General features: G+C 68.4%; 13 protein-coding genes. 9 read left to right on the forward strand and 4 right to left on the reverse strand.

Annotated elements, in window-relative coordinates; translation table 11 throughout:
- Positions 1-19: 19 nt before the first annotated feature.
- From EER27_RS03130 to EER27_RS03165, 8 genes are all read left to right on the forward strand, one after another.
- Complete coding sequence (locus tag EER27_RS03130) at positions 20-1129, forward strand: acetylornithine deacetylase (protein WP_123086683.1); 1110 nt, start codon at positions 20-22, stop codon at positions 1127-1129.
- A complete protein-coding gene (locus tag EER27_RS03135) occupies positions 1126-2457 on the forward strand; it encodes an acetylglutamate kinase (protein ID WP_123086539.1) in 1332 nt (443 codons plus the stop codon). Before EER27_RS03130 ends, EER27_RS03135 begins: the two co-directional genes overlap by 4 nt.
- Positions 2454-3062, forward strand: a complete 609-nt coding sequence (locus EER27_RS03140; RefSeq protein ID WP_123086540.1) for a GNAT family N-acetyltransferase — start codon at positions 2454-2456, stop codon at positions 3060-3062. Before EER27_RS03135 ends, EER27_RS03140 begins: the two co-directional genes overlap by 4 nt.
- Complete coding sequence (gene argC / locus EER27_RS03145) at positions 3055-4032, forward strand: N-acetyl-gamma-glutamyl-phosphate reductase (RefSeq protein WP_123086541.1); 978 nt, start codon at positions 3055-3057, stop codon at positions 4030-4032. Before EER27_RS03140 ends, argC begins: the two co-directional genes overlap by 8 nt.
- Positions 4025-5317: an argininosuccinate lyase gene (gene argH, locus EER27_RS03150; protein ID WP_123086542.1), complete on the forward strand. Its 1293-nt coding sequence runs from the start codon at positions 4025-4027 to the stop codon at positions 5315-5317. Before argC ends, argH begins: the two co-directional genes overlap by 8 nt.
- Positions 5314-6477 (forward strand): glutamate 5-kinase, encoded by a 1164-nt coding sequence (gene proB / locus EER27_RS03155; RefSeq protein ID WP_123086543.1) that lies wholly within the window; start codon positions 5314-5316, stop codon positions 6475-6477. The genes argH and proB overlap by 4 nt, the downstream gene beginning before the upstream one ends.
- Positions 6474-7772 carry a glutamate-5-semialdehyde dehydrogenase gene (locus EER27_RS03160; protein WP_123086544.1) on the forward strand — a complete coding sequence of 433 codons (1299 nt, stop codon included), beginning with the start codon at positions 6474-6476 and terminating at the stop codon, positions 7770-7772. Before proB ends, EER27_RS03160 begins: the two co-directional genes overlap by 4 nt.
- A 74-nt stretch (positions 7773-7846) precedes the next feature.
- Positions 7847-8134, forward strand: a complete 288-nt coding sequence (locus EER27_RS03165; protein ID WP_123086545.1) for a DUF6916 family protein — start codon at positions 7847-7849, stop codon at positions 8132-8134.
- Between the two features lie 66 nt (positions 8135-8200).
- On the opposite strand, the gene EER27_RS03170 is transcribed toward EER27_RS03165, so the two are convergent.
- The 4 genes from EER27_RS03170 to EER27_RS03185 form a co-directional block, all read right to left on the reverse strand.
- Entirely contained in the window at positions 8201-8776 is a 576-nt protein-coding gene (locus EER27_RS03170) for a GNAT family N-acetyltransferase (protein ID WP_123086684.1), read from the reverse strand.
- Positions 8777-8789: 13 nt separating this feature from the next.
- Positions 8790-9320, reverse strand: coding sequence for a phage tail protein (locus EER27_RS03175; RefSeq protein ID WP_123086546.1), 531 nt, complete (start codon positions 9318-9320; stop codon positions 8790-8792).
- Between the two features lie 73 nt (positions 9321-9393).
- Positions 9394-9924 carry a phage tail protein gene (locus EER27_RS03180; protein ID WP_123086547.1) on the reverse strand — a complete coding sequence of 177 codons (531 nt, stop codon included), beginning with the start codon at positions 9922-9924 and terminating at the stop codon, positions 9394-9396.
- A 52-nt stretch (positions 9925-9976) separates the two neighbouring features.
- Positions 9977-10507 carry a phage tail protein gene (locus EER27_RS03185; RefSeq protein ID WP_123086548.1) on the reverse strand — a complete coding sequence of 177 codons (531 nt, stop codon included), beginning with the start codon at positions 10505-10507 and terminating at the stop codon, positions 9977-9979.
- A gap of 355 nt (positions 10508-10862) precedes the next feature.
- On the opposite strand from EER27_RS03185, the gene EER27_RS03190 reads away from it, so the two are divergent.
- Complete coding sequence (locus EER27_RS03190; RefSeq protein ID WP_190285618.1) at positions 10863-18875, forward strand: putative Ig domain-containing protein; 8013 nt, start codon at positions 10863-10865, stop codon at positions 18873-18875.
- Positions 18876-18963: the final 88 nt, after the last annotated feature.

An 18963-nucleotide genomic window follows, 5' to 3' on the forward strand; every position in this document is an offset into this window, starting at 1 on the left:
CACGGAAATGGAACAGAACATGCTTTCCGACGTCACGCTTTCCGACGTACTTCGCCATCTCGAAGCGCTGGTGTCGTTCGACACACGCAACCCGCCGCGTGCCATCGGTACCGGCGGCATCTTCGACTACCTGCGCGCGCAGCTGCCGGACTTCCGCGTCGAGGTCACCGATTTCGGTGACGGCGCGGTGTCCCTGCTGGCCGTGCGCGGCAATCCGACGCGCCTGTTCAACGTGCACATGGACACCGTGCCGTCCTCGCCGGCGTGGACGGCCGACCCGCACACCCTGCGCGTCACCGCCGATCGCGCCATCGGCCTGGGCTCCTGCGACATCAAGGGGGCCGCGGCCGGTCTGTTGGCGGCGGCGTCGGCGACGCAGGGCGATGCCGCGTTCCTTTTCAGCAGCGACGAAGAGGCCAACGACGCGCGCTGCATCGCGGGCTTCCTGGCCAGCAGCCACGGTTTCAAGGACGTGATCGTGGCCGAGCCGACGAAGTGCGAGGCGGTGCTGGCGCATCGCGGCATCAGCTCGGTGCTGATGAAGTTCCGTGGCAGTGCCGGGCACGCATCCGGTGCCAACGCGATGCACGCCAGCGCCCTGCACCACGTGATGCGCTGGGGCGACGCCGCGCTGGATTTCGTGGAGTCGCAGTCGCACCAGCGCTTTGGTGGACTCACCGGCCTGCGCTTCAACATCGGACGGGTCGAGGGCGGCATCAAGGCCAACATGATTGCGCCGACAGCCGAAGTGCGCTTTGGTTTCCGGCCACTGCCGTCGATGTCGATCGACGCTTTGCACGAGCGCCTGGGCACGCTCTGCGCGCCCGGAGCGATCGAGCGGTACGAAGAAACCTTCCGCGGCGACGCGCTGCCGTCCGGGGACGTGGCCACGGCCGAGGACCGCCGCCTCGAAGCGCGCGACCTGGCCGATGCGCTCGGCCTGCCCATCGGCAACGCGGTCGACTTCTGGACCGAGGCGGCCTTGTTCTCGGCCGGTGGCCTCAACGCGATCGTCTATGGCCCGGGCGACATCGCCCAGGCCCACACCGCCGACGAATGGGTGGCGCTCGACCAACTCCAGCGCTATGCCAGCAACGTGACCCGCATCCTGGGCGAAGCCAAGCAATGACCAACGTGCACGACCTCCAGACCCGCCAGACCATCGTGCGCCTGCTCTCCAGCATGGGCAGCGCGAAAGAGATCTCGCAGTACCTCAAACGCTTCTCGCAACTGGACGCGGCGCGATTCGCCGTGGTCAAGGTGGGCGGCGCGGTGCTGCGCGACGACCTCGAGGCGCTGACTTCGTCGCTGGCCTTCCTGCAGGACGTCGGCCTGACTCCGATCGTGATCCACGGCGCGGGTCCGCAGCTCGACGAGGAACTCGCCGCGGCCGGCATCGAGAAGCAGACCGTCAACGGCCTGCGCGTGACCTCGCCCGAAGCATTGGCGATCGTTCGTCGCGTGTTCCAGGCGCAGAACCTCAAGCTGGTCGAGGCCCTGCAGGCCAGCGACGCGCGCGCGACCTCGATCGTGTCCGGCGTGTTCGAGGCCGACTACCTCGACCGCGAGGTCTACGGCCTGGTCGGCCAGGTGCGGCGCGTCGACCTCGCGCCGATCCAGGCCAGCCTGCACGCCGGCTCCATCCCCGTCATCGCCAGCCTTGGCGAAACCGCCGGCGGGCAGATCGTCAACATCAACGCCGACTTCGCCGCCAACGAACTGGTGCAGGTGCTGCAGCCGTACAAGATCGTGTTCCTCACCGGCACCGGTGGGTTGCTCGACGCCGACGGGAAGGTCATCGATTCGATCAACCTGTCGACCGAGTACGAGCACCTGGTCGCGCAGCCGTGGATCAACGGCGGCATGCGCGTGAAGATCGAACAGATCAAGGACCTGCTCGACACCTTGCCGCTGTCGTCGTCGGTGTCGATCACGCGTCCGGCCGAGCTGGCCAAGGAACTGTTCACCCACAAGGGCTCGGGCACGCTGGTGCGGCGCGGCGAGCTGGTGCGCGAGGCGACGTCGTGGGATCAGCTGGACCTGGTGCGGCTGCGTTCGCTGATCGAGTCGGCATTCGGTCGGCCGTTGTACGCCGATTACTTCGACACCACCCCACTCAAACACGCCTACGTCAGCGAGAACTATCGCGCTGCAGTGATCCTGACCGACGAGGGCGGGCACACCTACCTCGACAAGTTTGCCGTGCTCGACGATGCGCAAGGCGAAGGCCTGGGGCGTGCGGTCTGGCAGATGATGCGCGAGCAGAACCCGAGCCTGTTCTGGCGCTCGCGGCGAGGCAATCCGGTCAACGCGTTCTACTACGCCGAATCCGACGGCTGCATCAAGCAGGAGAAGTGGAAAGTGTTCTGGTATGGGCTGCAAGGCTTCGAGGAGATCGGCCATTGCGTGGAGCATTGCCGCACGCGCCCCGCGTCGCTGAAGGAGCAGCAGGCATGAGCGGCACCGGTGCCTGGTCCGCCGCACCACGCCTCCAGGGCAAGCATGTGCTTTTGGAGCCTCTGCAGACGGCGCACGCACAAGCGCTGCGCGAGGCGGTCACCGACGGGGAACTGTGGAACCTCTGGTACACCAGCGTGCCAAGGCCGGAGGCCGTCGACGCCTACGTCGATGAAGCCCTGGCGATGCAGTCGGCCGGCAAGGCGCTCGCCTTCGCCGTGCGTGATGTCCACGGCGTGGTGGTCGGCACCACGCGTTACTACGATCTCGACGCGGCCACGCCGCGGCTGCAGATCGGCTACACGTGGTACGCGCGCAACGCGCAACGCACCGGGCTGAACACCGAGGCCAAGCAACTGCTGCTCGCACATGCGTTCGAGACCCTGGGCTGCATCGCCGTCGGCTTCCAGACCAGCTGGTTCAATCACGCCTCGCGCGCGGCCATCGCCAGGCTGGGCGCGAAGCAGGACGGAGTGATCCGCAATCACCTTCGCCATTCCGACGGCAGCATCCGCGACACGGTGACGTTCTCGATCATCGATTCGGAATGGCCAGCGGTGAAGCGCCACCTGCAGGCGCGCCTGGAGGAGTACGCCCATGGCTGAGCACGACAGGCCGATCCGGATCGGGCTGGTTGGCGCGCGCGGCTACGTCGGCGGCGAGCTGATCCGCCTGCTGGCCGCTCACCCGCGGTTCGAGCTGGGCTTCGTGTCCTCGCGCGAGCGCGATGGGCAGCGACTGGCCGATCACGAAGCGGGCTATTGGGGCGATCTTCGCTACGTGGCCCACGGGCCGGCCGAGGCGGCCGGGCAGGGCATGGATGCGCTGGTGCTGGCGTTGCCCAACCAGAAGGCGGCACCGTTCGTGGCGGCGGTGGATGACATCGCGCCCGGCACGTTGGTCGTGGATCTTTCGGCTGACTACCGCTTCGACGACAACTGGTTCTACGGCCTGCCGGAGCTGACGCGCAGCCGCTACGCCGGGCAGCGTCGCATCAGCAACCCGGGTTGCTACGCCACGGCGATGCAGCTGGCGATCGCGCCGATGCTCGACGCACTCGAAGGCCCGGTGCAGTGCTTTGGCGTGTCCGGATGGTCGGGCGCCGGCACCACGCCGTCGGACAAGAACGACCCCGACAAACTGCGCGACAACCTCATGCCATACGCGTTGGCTGGCCACGTGCACGAGCGCGAAGTCGCCCGACAGTTGCGTCATCCGATCGAATTCATGCCGCACGTCGCGCCGCATTTCCGGGGCATCACGCTCACCGCCAACCTGCATCTGGCGCAGGCCATGGCGCGCGACGACGTGCTGACTCGTTATCGAATGCGCTACGCCGGCGAGCCTTTGCTGCAGGTGATCGACGACGCGCCGTGGGTCAGCCGCATCGCCAACGCCCACCACGTCGAACTGGGTGGATTCACCCTGGCCGACGACGGTCGCCGGCTGGTCGTCGTGGCCACCGTGGACAACTTGCTCAAGGGCGCTGCGACGCAGGCGTTGCAGAACCTCAACCTGGCCTTCGGGCTCGACGAAATGGCGGGCATCCCCGCCGCGGAGCATCGCAATGGCTGAGCTGCTTTGGCAGAAACCCGGCGTCAAGGTCGACGACCGCATCCAGCAGTTCTGCGCTGGCGACGACGTGATCCTCGATCGCGAGTTCTTCCTGTTCGACATCGACGCCAGTCGCGCGCATGCCCAGGGCCTGCAGCAGATCGGCATCCTCGACGCGGACGAGCTGTCGGGCCTGGAGCACGAACTGGGCGTTCTGGCGCAAGACTTCCGCAGCGGCGCGTTCGTGCTGGATGGGCGCTACGAAGACGGTCATTCGGCGATCGAGGCACGCCTGATCGAACGACTCGGCGACGCCGGCCGCAAGATCCACACCGGCCGCAGCCGCAACGACCAGGTGCTGGTTGCGACGCGGCTGTGGCTGCGCGACCGGCTGGCTACGCTTGCCGCGTTGTGCCGTGAGACCGCGCAGGTCGCGCTCGCGCGGGCGCAGGCCGAGGCATCGCTGCCGCTGCCGGGCTACACCCACCTGCAGCGCGCCGTGGTGTCGTCGGCAGGCATGTGGTGGGCCGCGTGGGCCGAGGGCTTCATCGACAACGCCGTGCGTGCGCGGCAGACGCTGGCGTGGGTGGACGCGAATCCGCTCGGCAGCGCCGCCGGATACGGCGTCAACCTGCCGCTGGCGCGCGAGCACACCACCGCCGCGCTTGGGTTCGGTCGCATGCAGGTGTCGGCGGCGTATGCGCAGCTGTCGCGCGGCAAGTTCGAGATGGCGGCGATCGAGGCGCTGGCTTCGGCGTTGCTGGACCTGCGCCGGCTGGCGTGGGACCTGAGCCTGTTCACCACGGCCGAGTTCGGCTTCGTCGCACTGCCGGCGCAGTACACCACCGGCAGCTCGATCATGCCCAACAAGCGCAATCCCGACGTGATCGAGCTGATGCGCGCCAGCTACTCGGCCGCGGCCGCCGCGCGCACCGAGATCGAACAGCTGCTGTCGCTTCCCTCGGGCTACCACCGCGATCTGCAGTTCTCCAAGGGCGCGATCTTCCACGCCTTCGGCCGGGGCCTGGGCGCGCTGGAACTGCTGCCCGACCTGTTGCGCAACCTGGAGTGGAAGCCCGACGCGATGCGTGCCGCGCTCGATCCGTCGATGTACGCCACGGACCTCGCGGTTGACCTGGCCCGCGACGGCCTGCCGTTCCGCGAGGCCTATCGACTGGCCGCCGATCCGGCGCGCTGGTCGCAGGGCGATCCCGCGGCGAGCCTTGCCGCGCGCGTGTCGCCCGGTGCCGCGGCGGACCTGCGCCTGGACGCATTGCGGCAGCGCCTGGTCGAACTGGAGGCATGACCGTGCACGGCAATGGATTGCATGCATTCGGCGAACAACCGTTGCCGCCGTGGCGGCGGGCCGTGCTCAAGGTGGGCAGCAGCCTGCTGGCTGCCGACGATGGCGGGCTGACGGATCGTTTCGCGGCCGACCTGGCGCGCTTCGTTGCCGATTGCCGCGCGCAGGGACGGGAAGTGGTGATCGTCTCGTCGGGCGCGGTGGCCGCCGGTCGCGGCCTGCTGCACACCGATGCCGCGGGCCTGACCCAACGCCAGGCGCTGGCCGCGCTCGGGCAGGCGCCGATGATCGCGCTGTGGCAGCGGTTGTCCGACGTGCCGGTAGCGCAGGTGCTGCTCAGCCACGACGACGTGCGCAATCGCCGCCGCTATCTCAACGCGCGCGCCACCTTGCGCGAGCTGCTGCGCCTGGGTGCGCTGCCGGTGGTGAACGAAAACGACACCGTCGCCGTGGACGAGCTCAAGCTCGGCGACAACGACAACCTAGCCGCAGTGGTAGCCGCGCTGGTGGATGCGGAGGTGCTGTTGATCGCCACCGACATCGCCGGGCTGTACAGCGGCCATCCGCTGCGCGATCCGCACGCACGACCGGTACCGCGGGTCGACGCGATCACCGCCGAAACCCACCGCATGGCCGCTGGCGACGCCGGCGCCATCGGTACCGGCGGCATGCGCACCAAACTGGAGGCTGCCAGCAAGGCGGCTGCCGCCGGCATCGGCACGGCGCTGTTCTGTGGTCGCGACGCGGACACGGTGGCGGCGCTGTCGCGCGGCACCCTGCATGGTACCTGGATCGCCGCGCACGGGGATCGACTGCTCGCCCGCAAGCTGTGGATGCGCCATGCGCCTGCCGGCTTGCACGGCGTCGAGGTGGACGCAGGCGCGGCGCAGGCGCTGGGCGTGCGCGGCGCATCGTTGCTGCCCGGTGGCGTGGTCGAGGTGAAGGGCGAGTTCGGCCGCGGCGACCTGGTCGAAGTGCGCCTGGCCGGTGACGCCACGGCGCGTGTGCTGGCGCGCGGCCTGGTGCAGTACAACGCGACCGACCTGCGCCGCATCGTCGGTCGCCACAGTCGCGACATCGAATCGATCCTCGGCTATCGCTATGCCGAATCCGTGATCCACCGCGACGACCTCGTCGTGCTGCCGCAAGAGGATGCCGCATGACCTCGAACATACCGCAGGGCCCCGTCCGCAAACTCGCCGAGGCCGCACGCGATGCGTCGCATGCCGTTGCGGCACTGCAGCCCGCCCAGCGCCGGCACCTGATCGAAGCGATGGCTGATGCGGTGGACGCGGACCGCGATACAGTGCTCGCCGCCAATGCCAGCGATCTCGCGCAGGCACGCCGCAACGGTGCCGGCGCGGCGATGCTCGATCGCCTCGCGCTGGATGCCGCGCGCATCGACGGCATCGTGGCCGGACTGCGCGAGATTGCCGCGCTGCCCGATCCAGTCGGTCAGGTGACGCGAAGCCAGACGCGGCCCAATGGGCTGATCGTCGAACGGGTACGCGTGCCGTTGGGCTTGATCGCGATGATCTACGAAGCGCGCCCCAATGTGACCGCCGACGCGGCCGCGTTGTGCCTGAAGGCCGGCAACGCGGTGATCCTGCGCGGTGGCTCCGAGGCGCTGTCCAGCAACCGTGCAATCGCCGCGAGCCTGCACCGCGCATTGCGCGCCTGCGACCTGCCCGAGGCGGCGCTGGTCCTAGTCGAGAACCCGGCGCGCGAGCACGTGCTGGAGCTGCTGCAGCTGACCGACCTGGTCGACCTGGCGATTCCGCGCGGCGGCGAGGGACTGATCCGCTTCGTCGCCGAGCACGCGCGCGTGCCGGTGATCAAGCACTACAAGGGCGTGTGCCACCTGTATGTCGACCGCGCCGCCGACACGGCGCGCGCGACGCGCCTTCTGCTTGACGGCAAGGCCTCGCGGCCCGCGGTGTGCAACGCGCTGGAAACGCTGCTGGTGCATGCCGACATCGCCGGGGAGTTCCTGCCCGATGCCTTGGATGCCCTGCAACGTCGCGGCGTCGAAGTGCGCGGTTGCGAACGCACGCGCGCACTGTACCCCGCAGCCGGCATCGCCGAAGACGCCGACTACGCCGCCGAGTTCCTGGACCTGGTGATCGCCGTGCGGGTGGTCGACAGCCTCGACGCGGCACTGGCGCACGTCGCGCGTTACGGCTCGGACCACACCGAGGTGATCGCCACCGAAGACACGCAGGCCGCGGCGGCGTTCGTGCGTGGCACGCGCAGCTCGGCGGTGATGGTCAACGCCTCGTCGCGTTTCAACGACGGCGGATCGCTCGGTCTGGGCGCGGAGATCGGCATTTCGACCACGCGTCTGCATGCCTACGGGCCGATGGGGCTCGAGTCGCTGACGATCGAGCGCTACGTCGTGCGCGGGGCAGGGCAGGTGCGGCATCCGGATCTGCTCGAGGCGTTCACCGACGCCCCGTGACGCAGGTCCTCAGGCCGACTGGCTTGCATCAAACGGCAGGCGCGGCGACGATGCCGGCCTGACCGGGAGAGGCCATGGAACTGCTGACGCTGCAACACTTCAGTGCGCATGTGAACGAAACCTTCAATGCACAACTCAACGACAGCGAAGTGCCGTTCGTGCTCGTCGAGGCGCGGAGCGTGCAGGGTTCGCCGGGCGCGATGCGCGAGCCGTTCTCGCTGTTGTTCCGCAACGGCTCGTCGTTCCTGTTCCCGCAGCAGACCTACGTGATGCGACATCCCGGCCTGGGCGAGGTCGGGATCTTCCTGGTGCCGGTGGCGCGCGAACGCGAAGGTTTCCTCTACCAGGCGGTATTCAACTGATCGTCTGATCGTCCGGACGGGCGGGGTCACCGCCCGTTGACCGACAACGCGTCGCCCGGCCGCCGATCAGCCGCGTGGGTCCCAGCGCAGCCGCTGGTAGGCGCCCTCGTCGGCGACGACGGAAAACCCGAGCCGCTGGTAAAGGCGCGCAGCGCCAGTGTTGTCGCATTGCACGTGCAACTGCATGCCGCGGCCGTGGCGTGCAGCCTGCCGCTGGCTGTCGCCGATCAACGCGGTGGCCAGTCCCTGCCCACGCACCGCAGGGCCCAGGCTGATGTCGATCAGCAGATCATCGCCGGGCACCTCGTCGTGGTGTGCCCGCGATGCGTCGCCGCGCTGCAGGTAGTAGCGACCGACCGGGTCGCCGTGTTGCTCGATCACCAGGAAGGCGGCCTGCGGGAAGTGATTGACGTAGTGCAGGTGCTGCAGCGCGAACTGGCTGTCGAGAAACGCCTGCCTGGCCTGAGGTGGCCACGCGACCTGGGCGAGCTCCTGCTCGCGGGTGCTGGCGTACAGCTCGCGCAGGTAGGGAAGGTCGCTGGACTGCGCGTGCCGCAAGGCGATCCCGCGTCCGGTCAGGGACGCGGGAGTCGCGATGCCGTCATCGCGGTGCGCGGGAAACGCCAGCGATGTCGGTGCCATCATTCGCGTGACTTCAAGGGAACGACGGGAAGATGCCCTGCAACGCGATGCAGAAGTTCAGCGCGAGGTAGGGCTGCTGGTTCTCGTGTGGTTGCCCGCCGCCGCTCAGGCCCACCGCGTTCGGCGCGAAGCCCGCGGGAGTTCCTGCGGCGATGAACGGCGAGCTGGAGTTGGGGTTGCTGAGTGAGTTGCCGGCGCTTGGGCCGCTGGCGCGCTTGGTCGGATCGGTCTGCGCGTACAGCGTGACGCCGTGTACGTGCGCCGGCATTTCGGTGATCAGCACGGTCACGGATTGCTCGCCGAACGTCTCGCCGATGAGGCGGTTGGTGAGGCCGGGCGCCTGGCCCTGGTTGCAGCCTCCGCGGCTGGCCAGGTTGGGCAGCGCGAACGTGGTCGTCCCGTTGCCCCCGTACTGCGTGCCCAGCAACGCGAACAGCGCGGTGTTCTGCTGGATCGCCAGGACGGCGCCGTTGCATTGCGCCCAGCCGCGCGGCGGGAAGTTGAAGCCGTAGATCTGAATCTCGCCGATGAATGGTTCGGTCATGGAATTCCCCTTGTCTATGGACCGCAGCGGATCGCCACGGTATGCGCCGTCATGGCGCTCGAGCCTGTGGCGGTCAGCTTTGCGACGGGAAGATGCCGGCCCACGCGATGCAGTACTGCACGGTCAGCGTGGGCATCAGGTTGTCGTGCGGCTGGGTGCCGCCGGCGGGGGTAACCGACGCCGGTGCCAGCGTGACCTGGGTGGCGCCGGCCAGGTCGGTGACGTACATCGTGTCGGGGCTGATCGAACCCAGGGTCACCGTCGGACCAATCGCCGTGGCGCTAGCCGTGGCCGTGGTGGCCATGACCGCGTGCGAGTGCGCGGGCATCTGGTTCTGGGTGAGGGTGACGCTTTCGCTGCCGCCTCCTTCGCCAATCACTCGGGTGGTGAGCCCCTGGCCGGTGCCCCAGTGCAACGGCAGCTGGCCGCGCAGGTCGGGAAGGGCGAACGTGGACTGGCCGTCACCGCCGTAGGTGGTGCCGATCAGGGTGAACAGGACCTCGTATTCGGAAATCGGTTGCAGGCTTCCATCACAGGAAAACCAGCCGTTGGGAACGCGGGAAAAGCCAAAGATCCGGATCTCGCCGACGTAGGGTTGGCTCATGGCAGTACTCCATTTTTGGGCGCTGGCGCGCGGCCGAAGGTGATCGAGGGTTTCAGTTGCGCGACGGGAAAATGCCCTGCAGCGCGATGCAGAAATTGATCACCTTGTACGGCTGCATGTTCTGGTGCGGCTGGGTGCCGCCGGCGGGTGCCAGCGTGTCGGCATTGAGCGCCACCAGTGCACTGCCCGACGAGGCGTACAGCGAGGCGGTGTTGGTGCCGTAGAGCTTGTCGGTGGGATTGCGCGACGTGCCCGCGACACTGGTGCCCTGCAGCAGGTGGTTGTGCGTGGGCAACTGGGTCACAAGCAACGTCACCGACTCGACGCCCCCAGTCTGGCCGATCGACAGCACGGGTGGCTGCCATGCGCCATCCACCGACGATCCGAACCCGACCGGTACGCGCCCCTGCAGGTTGGGCAACGCGAAGTTGGTCTGCCCGTTGCCCCCGTACTGCGTGCCCAGCAGCGAGAACAACGCGGTGTTCTGGCTGATCGCCAGGAGCTGTCCGTTGCACAGCGCAAAGCCGCGCGGCGCGAACTGGAACCCCGTCATCATGATCTGCCCGAGAAAAACCTCAGTCATCGTCCATCCCCCAATTGAGGCGATCCGTCATGGATCGCGTCGGCACTGTCGCCTTCGCGTTTTCAAATGACAATAGAAAAGTTTCGTGAAGCCGGATGCGGAAAGTGTGATCCGGTAGGCACTTTCGTCCGGCCGGATTTCCTGTTGGAATGCGTGGAAGTGTGGGAAGGGGTGCAGCCCGGTGCTTGCCGGTGCCTGCCGGACACGGATCAGTTCGACACCGACGACGTCGGTGAGGGTGCGTCCACTCGACGCGACCCTAGAATCAGGGGAAGCAGGTATGCAGCAGCACCGGTCAGCGCAGCGCGCGGGCACGCCGATGGTTTCGCGTGCCGGTGGTTCACCATGGATGGCGATGCTGCGGTGGTTCGCGGTGTTGTTTCTGGCCATCGGCATGTCGGGCAACGCATCGGCCGCCTGCGCGCCGGTGGAGACGGCCTCGATCGCCTCCGGCGGCACCGCCACGTTCGGCTGCTCCCTGTTCGGGTTCAATTTCACGCCCGTCACGGCCCCCAGCCACGGTTCGCTGACGTTCGGGACGCCGACCAACGTATCGGCCGTCGTCTACACCAACAACGGCGACGGCGCGCCGTCCGACACCTTCGTGCTGTTCGACTTCGACGACGACACGAACGTCACCTTCAACATCACGGTGGGGCCGGCCAGCTCGATCGTCGTCAGCCCCGCGAGCCTGCCCAACCCCTTGGTGGGCGTGGCGTACAGCCAGACCTTGAGCACGACCGGCGGAACGTCGCCGTACACGTATTCGCTGGGGTCGGGCAGCATTCCTCCGGGCATCACGCTGTCGTCCGGCGGCGTGATCTCGGGTACCAGCACCGCTTCGGGCCCGCACACCTTCACCGTCAGCGTGATCGATTCGGCGCTTCCGACGCCGGCGACCGCCAACAAGACCTACGCGGTCACCATCCCGGCGCCCGTGCTCGACCTGCTGCCGGACAATCCGCCTGCCGGCGTCATCGGCGCGGCGTACAGCATGCAGTTCTCCACCACGGGTGGCACGGCGCCTTACACCTACACCATCGAGTCTGGCCTCGGCACTTTGCCGCCGGGCTTGAGCATGTCGACCGCCGGCCTGGTATCAGGCACGCCGACGGCGCTGGGAACCTACACGTTCTCGCTGCGCCACGATGACAGCACCACCATCTCGACCGGCGGTGAACACTTCCGCGCGCAGATGGTGTCGATCACGATCAATCCGCCGCCCACCATCTCGGTCAGCCCGACCAGTTTCCCGGCTGCCACCGTGGGCACGGCCTACAGCCAGACGGTCACTGCCAGCGGCGGCACTGCGCCGTATACCTTCGCGGTGACGGCCGGCGTGCTGCCGGCCGGACTCAGCCTCAACGGCACCAGCGGTGCGGTGACGGGCACGCCGACGGCGGCGGGCACGTTCAATTTCACGGTCACGGCCACCGACAACAACAGCTTCACCGGATCGCGGGCCTATGCGCTGACGGTCAGTGCGCCGACCATTTCGATCGCGCCCACCACGCTGCCTGGGGCAACGGTTGCCGCCGCGTACAGCCAGACGATCACGGCCAGTGGTGGCACCGCGCCTTATTCGTACGCTGTCACCGCAGGCGCGCTGCCTGCCGGGCTCAGCCTGGCCAGCAACGGTGCGCTCACCGGCACCCCGACAGCCGGGGGCACGTTCAATTTCACCGTCACGGCAACCGACAGCAGCACCGGGACCGGCCCGTTCACCGGCAGCCGCGCGTACTCGCTCACGGTCAGCGCGCCCACGATCGCGGTGGCGCCCACCACGTTGCCCGGCGGCACGGCCGGCACCGCCTACAGCCAGACGATCACTGCCAGCGGCGGTACCGCGAGCTACTCGTTTGCCGTGACCGCTGGCGCCTTGCCGGCTGGCCTGGCGTTGTCGTCCGCAGGTGCCCTGTCGGGCACGCCGACGGCAAACGGCACGTTCAACTTCACCGTTACTGCCACCGACAGCAGCACAGGCACTGGCCCGTACACAGGATCGAGGGCGTACTCGCTGAGCATCGCCGAGCAGGCGCCGGTGGCGAATCCGGTCTCGGCAACCGTCGCCCAAAGCAGCGGTGCCAATCCGATCACACTGAACATCACCGGCGGTGTGCCGACGTCGGTTTCGATCGCCAGCGCGGCCAGCAACGGCACGGCCATTGCCTCGGGCACGTCGATCACCTACCAGCCCACGGCCGGTTACGCCGGCCCCGACAGCTTCACCTACACCGCGACCAACGGCGCAGGCACCTCGGCGCCTGCAACGGTCACCATCACCGTCAGCAACCCGACGATCTCGGTCGTCGCCTCCGGACCGCTTGCCGCGCAGATCGGCGTCGCCTACAGCCAGACATTCACCTGGTCGGGCGGCACGGCGCCGTACACCGGCTTCGACGTGACCGGCCTGCCAGCCGGCTTGGCGATCACCAGCAGCACCACCGACAGCGTCACCGTCTCGGGCACGCCGACCCAGACCGGATCGTTCGCGCTGATTGCCAGTGCCACCGACAGCAGCACCGGCAACGGTCCGTTCTTCCAGTCGCAGGGCTTCACCCTCGACGTGATCCCACCGACGTTGGTGCTCACGCCGCCGACGGGCACGCTGACGGCGCCCTACGGCGCTGCCTACAGCCAGGCCTTCACCGCCAGCGGCGGAACCGCGCCCTACAGCTATGCCCTCAACAGTGGCTCGCTGCCCACCGGCATGACGTTCAACGCCGGCACCGGAACGCTGTCCGGCACGCCAACCCAGACCGGCAATTTCCCGATCACGGTGATGGCCACCGACAGCAGCACCGGTGCCACCGCACCGTACTCGGTGACGGTTGGCTACACACTGGAGGTTCCGGCACCGACGATCGTCATCGCGCCGGCGGCGTTGCCGGATGGCACGGCCGGGACGGCTTACAGCCAGACGATCACCGCCAGCGGCGGCATCGGCCCGTACACCATCTCGCTGGCGGCCGGGACGTTGCCCGCGGGCGTGACGTTGTCCTCCGGCGGTGACCTGAGCGGCACGCCCACCGACTCGGGAACGTTCAACATCACCGTCCAGGCGCAGGACGCCAACGGCGAGACCGGATCGCGGGCGTATTCACTGACGATCGCCGCGCCCACCCTGACCCTGTCGCCGGCAACCCTGCCCAATGGCACGGCGGGCGTTGGCTACAACCAGGTGTTCAGCACCACCGGCGGAATCGCGCCCTACAGCTACGCCGTGACCGCTGGCGCGCTGCCCGCGGGCCTGACGTTGTCTGCCGCGGGAACGCTCTCAGGCACCACCACCGCAACCGGAACGTTCAACCTCACCGTCACCGTCACCGACAGCACGGGCGGAACCGCGGCGACGGCCAGCAATGCCTACGCCCTGGTGATCGACGCACCGGTGATCACGCTGAGTCCGGCCACGTTGCCTGACGGCTCCACCACCGCCGCCTACAGCCAGACGATCACCGCCAGTGGCGGCACCGGCCCGTACACCTTCGCGCTGCTGTCGGGTTCGCTTCCGGCGGGCATGAGCTTCAGCTCGGCCGGCCTGCTGTCGGGTACGCCCGTCAATGCGGGCGCGTTCTCGCTGACGGTGCAGGCGACCGATGCCAACGGTTTCACCGGAACGCTGGCCTACACGCTGACGATCGCTGCGCCGACAATCACCCTGGCGCCGGCGGCACTGCCCGATGGCCTGGCGGGCACCGCGTACAGCCAGACGATCACCGCCAGTGGCGGCACCGGTCCGTACACCTTCGCGCTGCTGTCGGGTTCGCTTCCGGTGGGCACGAGCTTCAGCTCGGCCGGCCTGCTGTCGGGTACGCCGATCAGCGCAGGCGCGTTCTCGCTGACGGTGCAGGCGACCGATGCCAACGGCTTTACCGGAACGCAGGTGCACACGCTGACGATCGCCGCGCCGACGATCACCCTGGCGCCGGCGGCACTGCCCGATGGCCTGGCAGGCACCGCCTACAGCCAGACTGTCACGGCCAGTGGCGGCACCGCGCCGTACACGTACTCGTTGCTCAGCGGTTCGTTGCCGGTGGGGATGTCCTTCTCGTCGGCGGGCGTGCTGTCCGGAACGCCGGTGATGGCCGGTACGTTCAATTTCACGGTAAGGGCCACGGATGACAACGGTTTCACCGGTGACCACGCCTACAGCGTGACGGTGGCGAGCGCGACGATCACGATCGCCCCGCCCACGGTGCCATCGGGCACGGCCGGCGTCGCCTACAGCCAGGCGTTCAGCGCCGGCGGCGGCGTCGCGCCGTACACGTTTGCACTGGGCGGTGGAGCGCTGCCGCCAGGGCTTTCGCTGTCCGCTGCCGGTGCGCTTACCGGCACGCCCAGCGTGGCCGGCAGCTATTCGTTCGACGTGACTGCCACCGACAGTTCCGTGGGCACCCCGGCAACCGCCTCGCGCAACTACACGCTGGCGATCGCGACTGGAGTCACGGCCGTCGGCGACGCCTTCGCCACGGCTCAGAACGTCGCGTTGAGTGACAACGTGGGCACCAACGACACGTTCCCGGTCGATTCGACGTTCGCGTTGGCCACCGCGCCGACCAATGGCACCCTGGTGCTTAGTGCCGATGGCAGCTTCACCTACACGCCCGCCACCAACTTCAGTGGCAGCGATGCGTTCACCTACCAGTTGTGCCTGCCCGCGCCCAACACCGGCGTGTGCGATGTCGGCAACGTGACCCTGACGGTTGGCGGCAACACGGTGGTTGCCAATGACGACGCGGCCAGCACGCCGCGCGACACCGCGGTCAGCGTGGCGGTGCTCGGCAACGACACCGTCACCGGTGCGCCGTTCGATCTGTCTTCACTGTCGGTGTTGACCAACCCCGGCAACGGCACCGCCGTCTGCGATGGCGCAGGCAACTGCGTCTACACGCCGACCACCGGCTTCTCGGGCGTGGACAGCTTCCGCTACCAGATCTGCGACAGTTCGGTCCCGACGGCGGTCTGCGTCGACGCGCTGGTGTCGATCACCGTCGACAACGCTGTCATCGACGCGATCAACGACAACTTCAGTGGCACGCCGGTGAATGGCAGCGTCGGTGGCACGGCCGGCAACGCCTTCGTCAACGACACGCTGGACGGACTGCCCGTCAGCGCGGCCAACACGGAGGCCACCGTGCTGACGCCGGCCACGGATCCGGGCGTCAGCCTGGACGTCGCTTCCGGCGATGTCACCGTGGCAGCGGGATCGGGCGCGGGTAGCTACACGATTGTCTACCGCCTGTGCGAAACGGGCGCCCCGGGCAATTGCGACGACGCGACCATCCAGGTGGAGGTCGCGGTGAACGTCCTGACCGTGGTTGCTGACTCGGCCAACACGACGCAGAACACCGCCGTGGCGATCAACGTGCTGGCCAACGACAGCAGCACCGGCGCACCGCTCGACCCGGCAACCGTCACCGCACCCACGCCGCCGGGCAACGGCACGCTGAGCATCGACGCCGGCACGGGCGTGATCACCTACACGCCGGCCACGGGCTTCAGCGGCAACGACAGCTTCACCTACCGGGTCTGCGATGGCAGCAGCCCAGGCGCGGTCTGCGGGACCGCCACGGTGTCGATCGTGGTGGCCGATCCGACCATCACCGTGACCGCGACCGGCCCGCTCAACGCGACGGTGGGCGTGTCCTACAGCCAGACCTTCCGTTGGTCTGGCGGCACGGCGCCGTACAGCGGTTACAGCGTCACCGGCCTGCCTGCGGGCCTGACGGTGACCGCCAGCGACACCGACAGCGTCACCGTCAGTGGCGTGCCGACCGCGGCCGGCAGTTTCACCGTGCTGGCCAGCGCAGACGACAGCAGCACCGGCAACGGTCCGTTCACCACGGCCCAGTCGTTCACCCTGGTGGTTGCCACGCCGACGCTGGTACTCGACCCTCCGGGCGGGCCGTTGAACGCGGCTTATGGCGTGGCCTACAGCCAGGTGTTCAGCGCCAGCGGTGGCATTGCGCCGTACAGCTATTCGCTGACCGGCACGCTGCCGCCGGGTCTGACATTCGACGCGGCCAGCGCCACCTTGTCGGGCGTGCCGAGTCAACCGGGTACCTTCGCGTTCTCCGTCAGCGTCAGCGATGGCAGCACGCCGCTGGTGGGGCCGAGCTTCACGACGGTCAACAACTACACACTGACCGTCGCGGCCCCAACCATCGTGCTGGCGCCTTCGACCTTGCCTGACGGCACCGTCAACGCCGCGTACGACCAGACCATCACCGCGACCGGTGGCATCGCCCCGTACCAGTTCACCGCATCGGCCGCCAGCCTGCCCAGCGGACTGGTTCTGTCGCCGGGTGGCGAATTGACCGGCACGCCGACGACCAGTGGTGTGTTCACCGTCCTCATCACCGCCACCGACAGCAACGGTCAGGCCGGCAGCCGTGCCTACACGCTGACCATCGCCGAGGCCGTGCCGGTTGCGGTCGACGACGCGGCCAGCACGATCGCCGGGCAGCCTGTCACGGTTGCGGTCACCGACAACGACGAAGGCGTGATCGCCAGCGTCGCCGTCGCCACCGCGCCGGCAAACGGCACTGCCGTGGTCAGCGGCCTGGGCATCGTCTACACGCCCAATCCGCTGTTCTTCGGAAGCGACAGCTTCACCTACACGGCCACGGGCCCGGGCGGCACGTCCGCTGCGGCAACGGTGGCCGTGACGGTGGCGCCGCTGCCGGTGCCGGTGGGTGTTCCGCAGACGGTCAGCACGCTGGCCGGGCAGCCGGTCACCATCGAGGCGTCGACCGGCGCGAGCGGTGGTCCGTTCACTGGCGTCACGGTGCTCGACGCCCCGGCGACCGGAACCTTGGTGGTTACCGGCACCGCGCTGGTCTATACGCCGGCCGCGGATGCCTCGGGCAGCGTGTCGATCCGGTACACGCTCAACAACGCGTTCGGCGCATCGGCGCCGATCACCTCGACGGTCAACATCAATCCGCTGCCGGTGGCGCTGTCGCGCCGGATTCCGGCGATCTCCGGCATCGCCGTGCAGGTCGAGCTCACCGACGGCGCGCGTGGTGGTCCGTTCACCGGCGCCGACCTGGTGTCGGTGCTGCCGGCCGACGCAGGCACGGCGGCGATCGAGGCCAGCGGCAGCGGCGGATTCCGGTTGACGTTCAAGCCAGCGGCCGATTTTGTCGGAGCGGCCGAGGTCGTGTTCACCCTCGACAATGCCTTCGCCACGTCCGAACCGGCGACGATCACCATCGACGTCACCAACCGTCCCGACCCGTCGGCCGACGCCGAAGTGCTCGGCGTGCTCGGTGCCCAGGCCTCGGCAACGCGTCGTTTTGCCAACGCGCAGATCGGCAATTTCCAGCAACGCATGGAAGGTCTGCACGACGGCGGCAACCGTGGCGGGTTCCAGAACGGGATCAGCCTGTCCATCGACCCGCATTGCGAGCAGGGGCCGCGGCGTGCTGCGGGCGAGACCTGCCGCCGCGAGCCGCTCGCGGACGAGGATGCGCCGGTTTCGGCGCCGGCCGCGACGGGCAATGGCTCTGGCTACGGGGCGACCGGCTCGGCTGCCACGTTCTGGACGGCGGGTGTGATCAGCAGCGGCGACCGCACCGACCGCCGCGGCGGCGACGCAGGCTACGAGTGGGAGACCAGCGGCCTCAGCGCAGGCGCGGACTATCGCGTCAGTCCGGGGTTCGCGATCGGTGGCGGCATCGGTTACGGCCGCGACGACACCGAGGTGGGCGAGAACGGCACCCGCAGCGACGCCACCGCCTACAGCATCGCGGCGTATGCGAGCTGGCACCCGGGCGAGGCGTTCTTCCTCGACGGTCTGCTGGGCTACCAGTGGCTGTCGTTCGACTCGGTCAGGCACGTCACGGGCACCAGCAGTTCGGTCCGTGGCGAGCGCGACGGCACGCAGTGGTTCGCGTCGGCTTCGGCCGGCTACGATCACCGCAACGACCGGCTCACCGTCTCGCCGTACGCGCGCCTCGACCTGGCCCGTGCACGTCTGGATGCATACACCGAGCAGGGCGATCCCACCAACGCGCTGCATGTCGGCGACCAGGATGTCGACACCACCACCGGCAACCTCGGCGTGCGCATGGACTACCGCATCCCGACCGGCTGGGGTTCGATCTCGCCGCAGTTGCGCCTCGAGTACCAGCACGACTTCGACGACGACAGCTTCGCGACGCTGAACTACGCCGACCTGATGACCGGGCCGTTCTACCGGGCACGAATTGCCGGCATGGACCGCAGCCGATTCATGTTCGGGCTGGGAGCGATCCTGCAGACCGAGCGCGACTGGCTGCTGCGGGTGGAGTACCGCGGTCTGTTCGGCGTGGAGAACGGATCCGACCAGTCGATCCAGCTGAACATCGAGAAGAAGTTCTGATCCAGCCCCGGGCGCGCCATCGCGCCCGGGGTGTTTCCGGTGTGACCGGCGGCCCCGCAGCCCACAGGGTCATGGCCGTGCCACCGGG

This window comes from Montanilutibacter psychrotolerans (assembly GCF_003719825.1).
GTDB classification, from domain to species: Bacteria; Pseudomonadota; Gammaproteobacteria; order Xanthomonadales; family Xanthomonadaceae; genus Montanilutibacter; species Montanilutibacter psychrotolerans.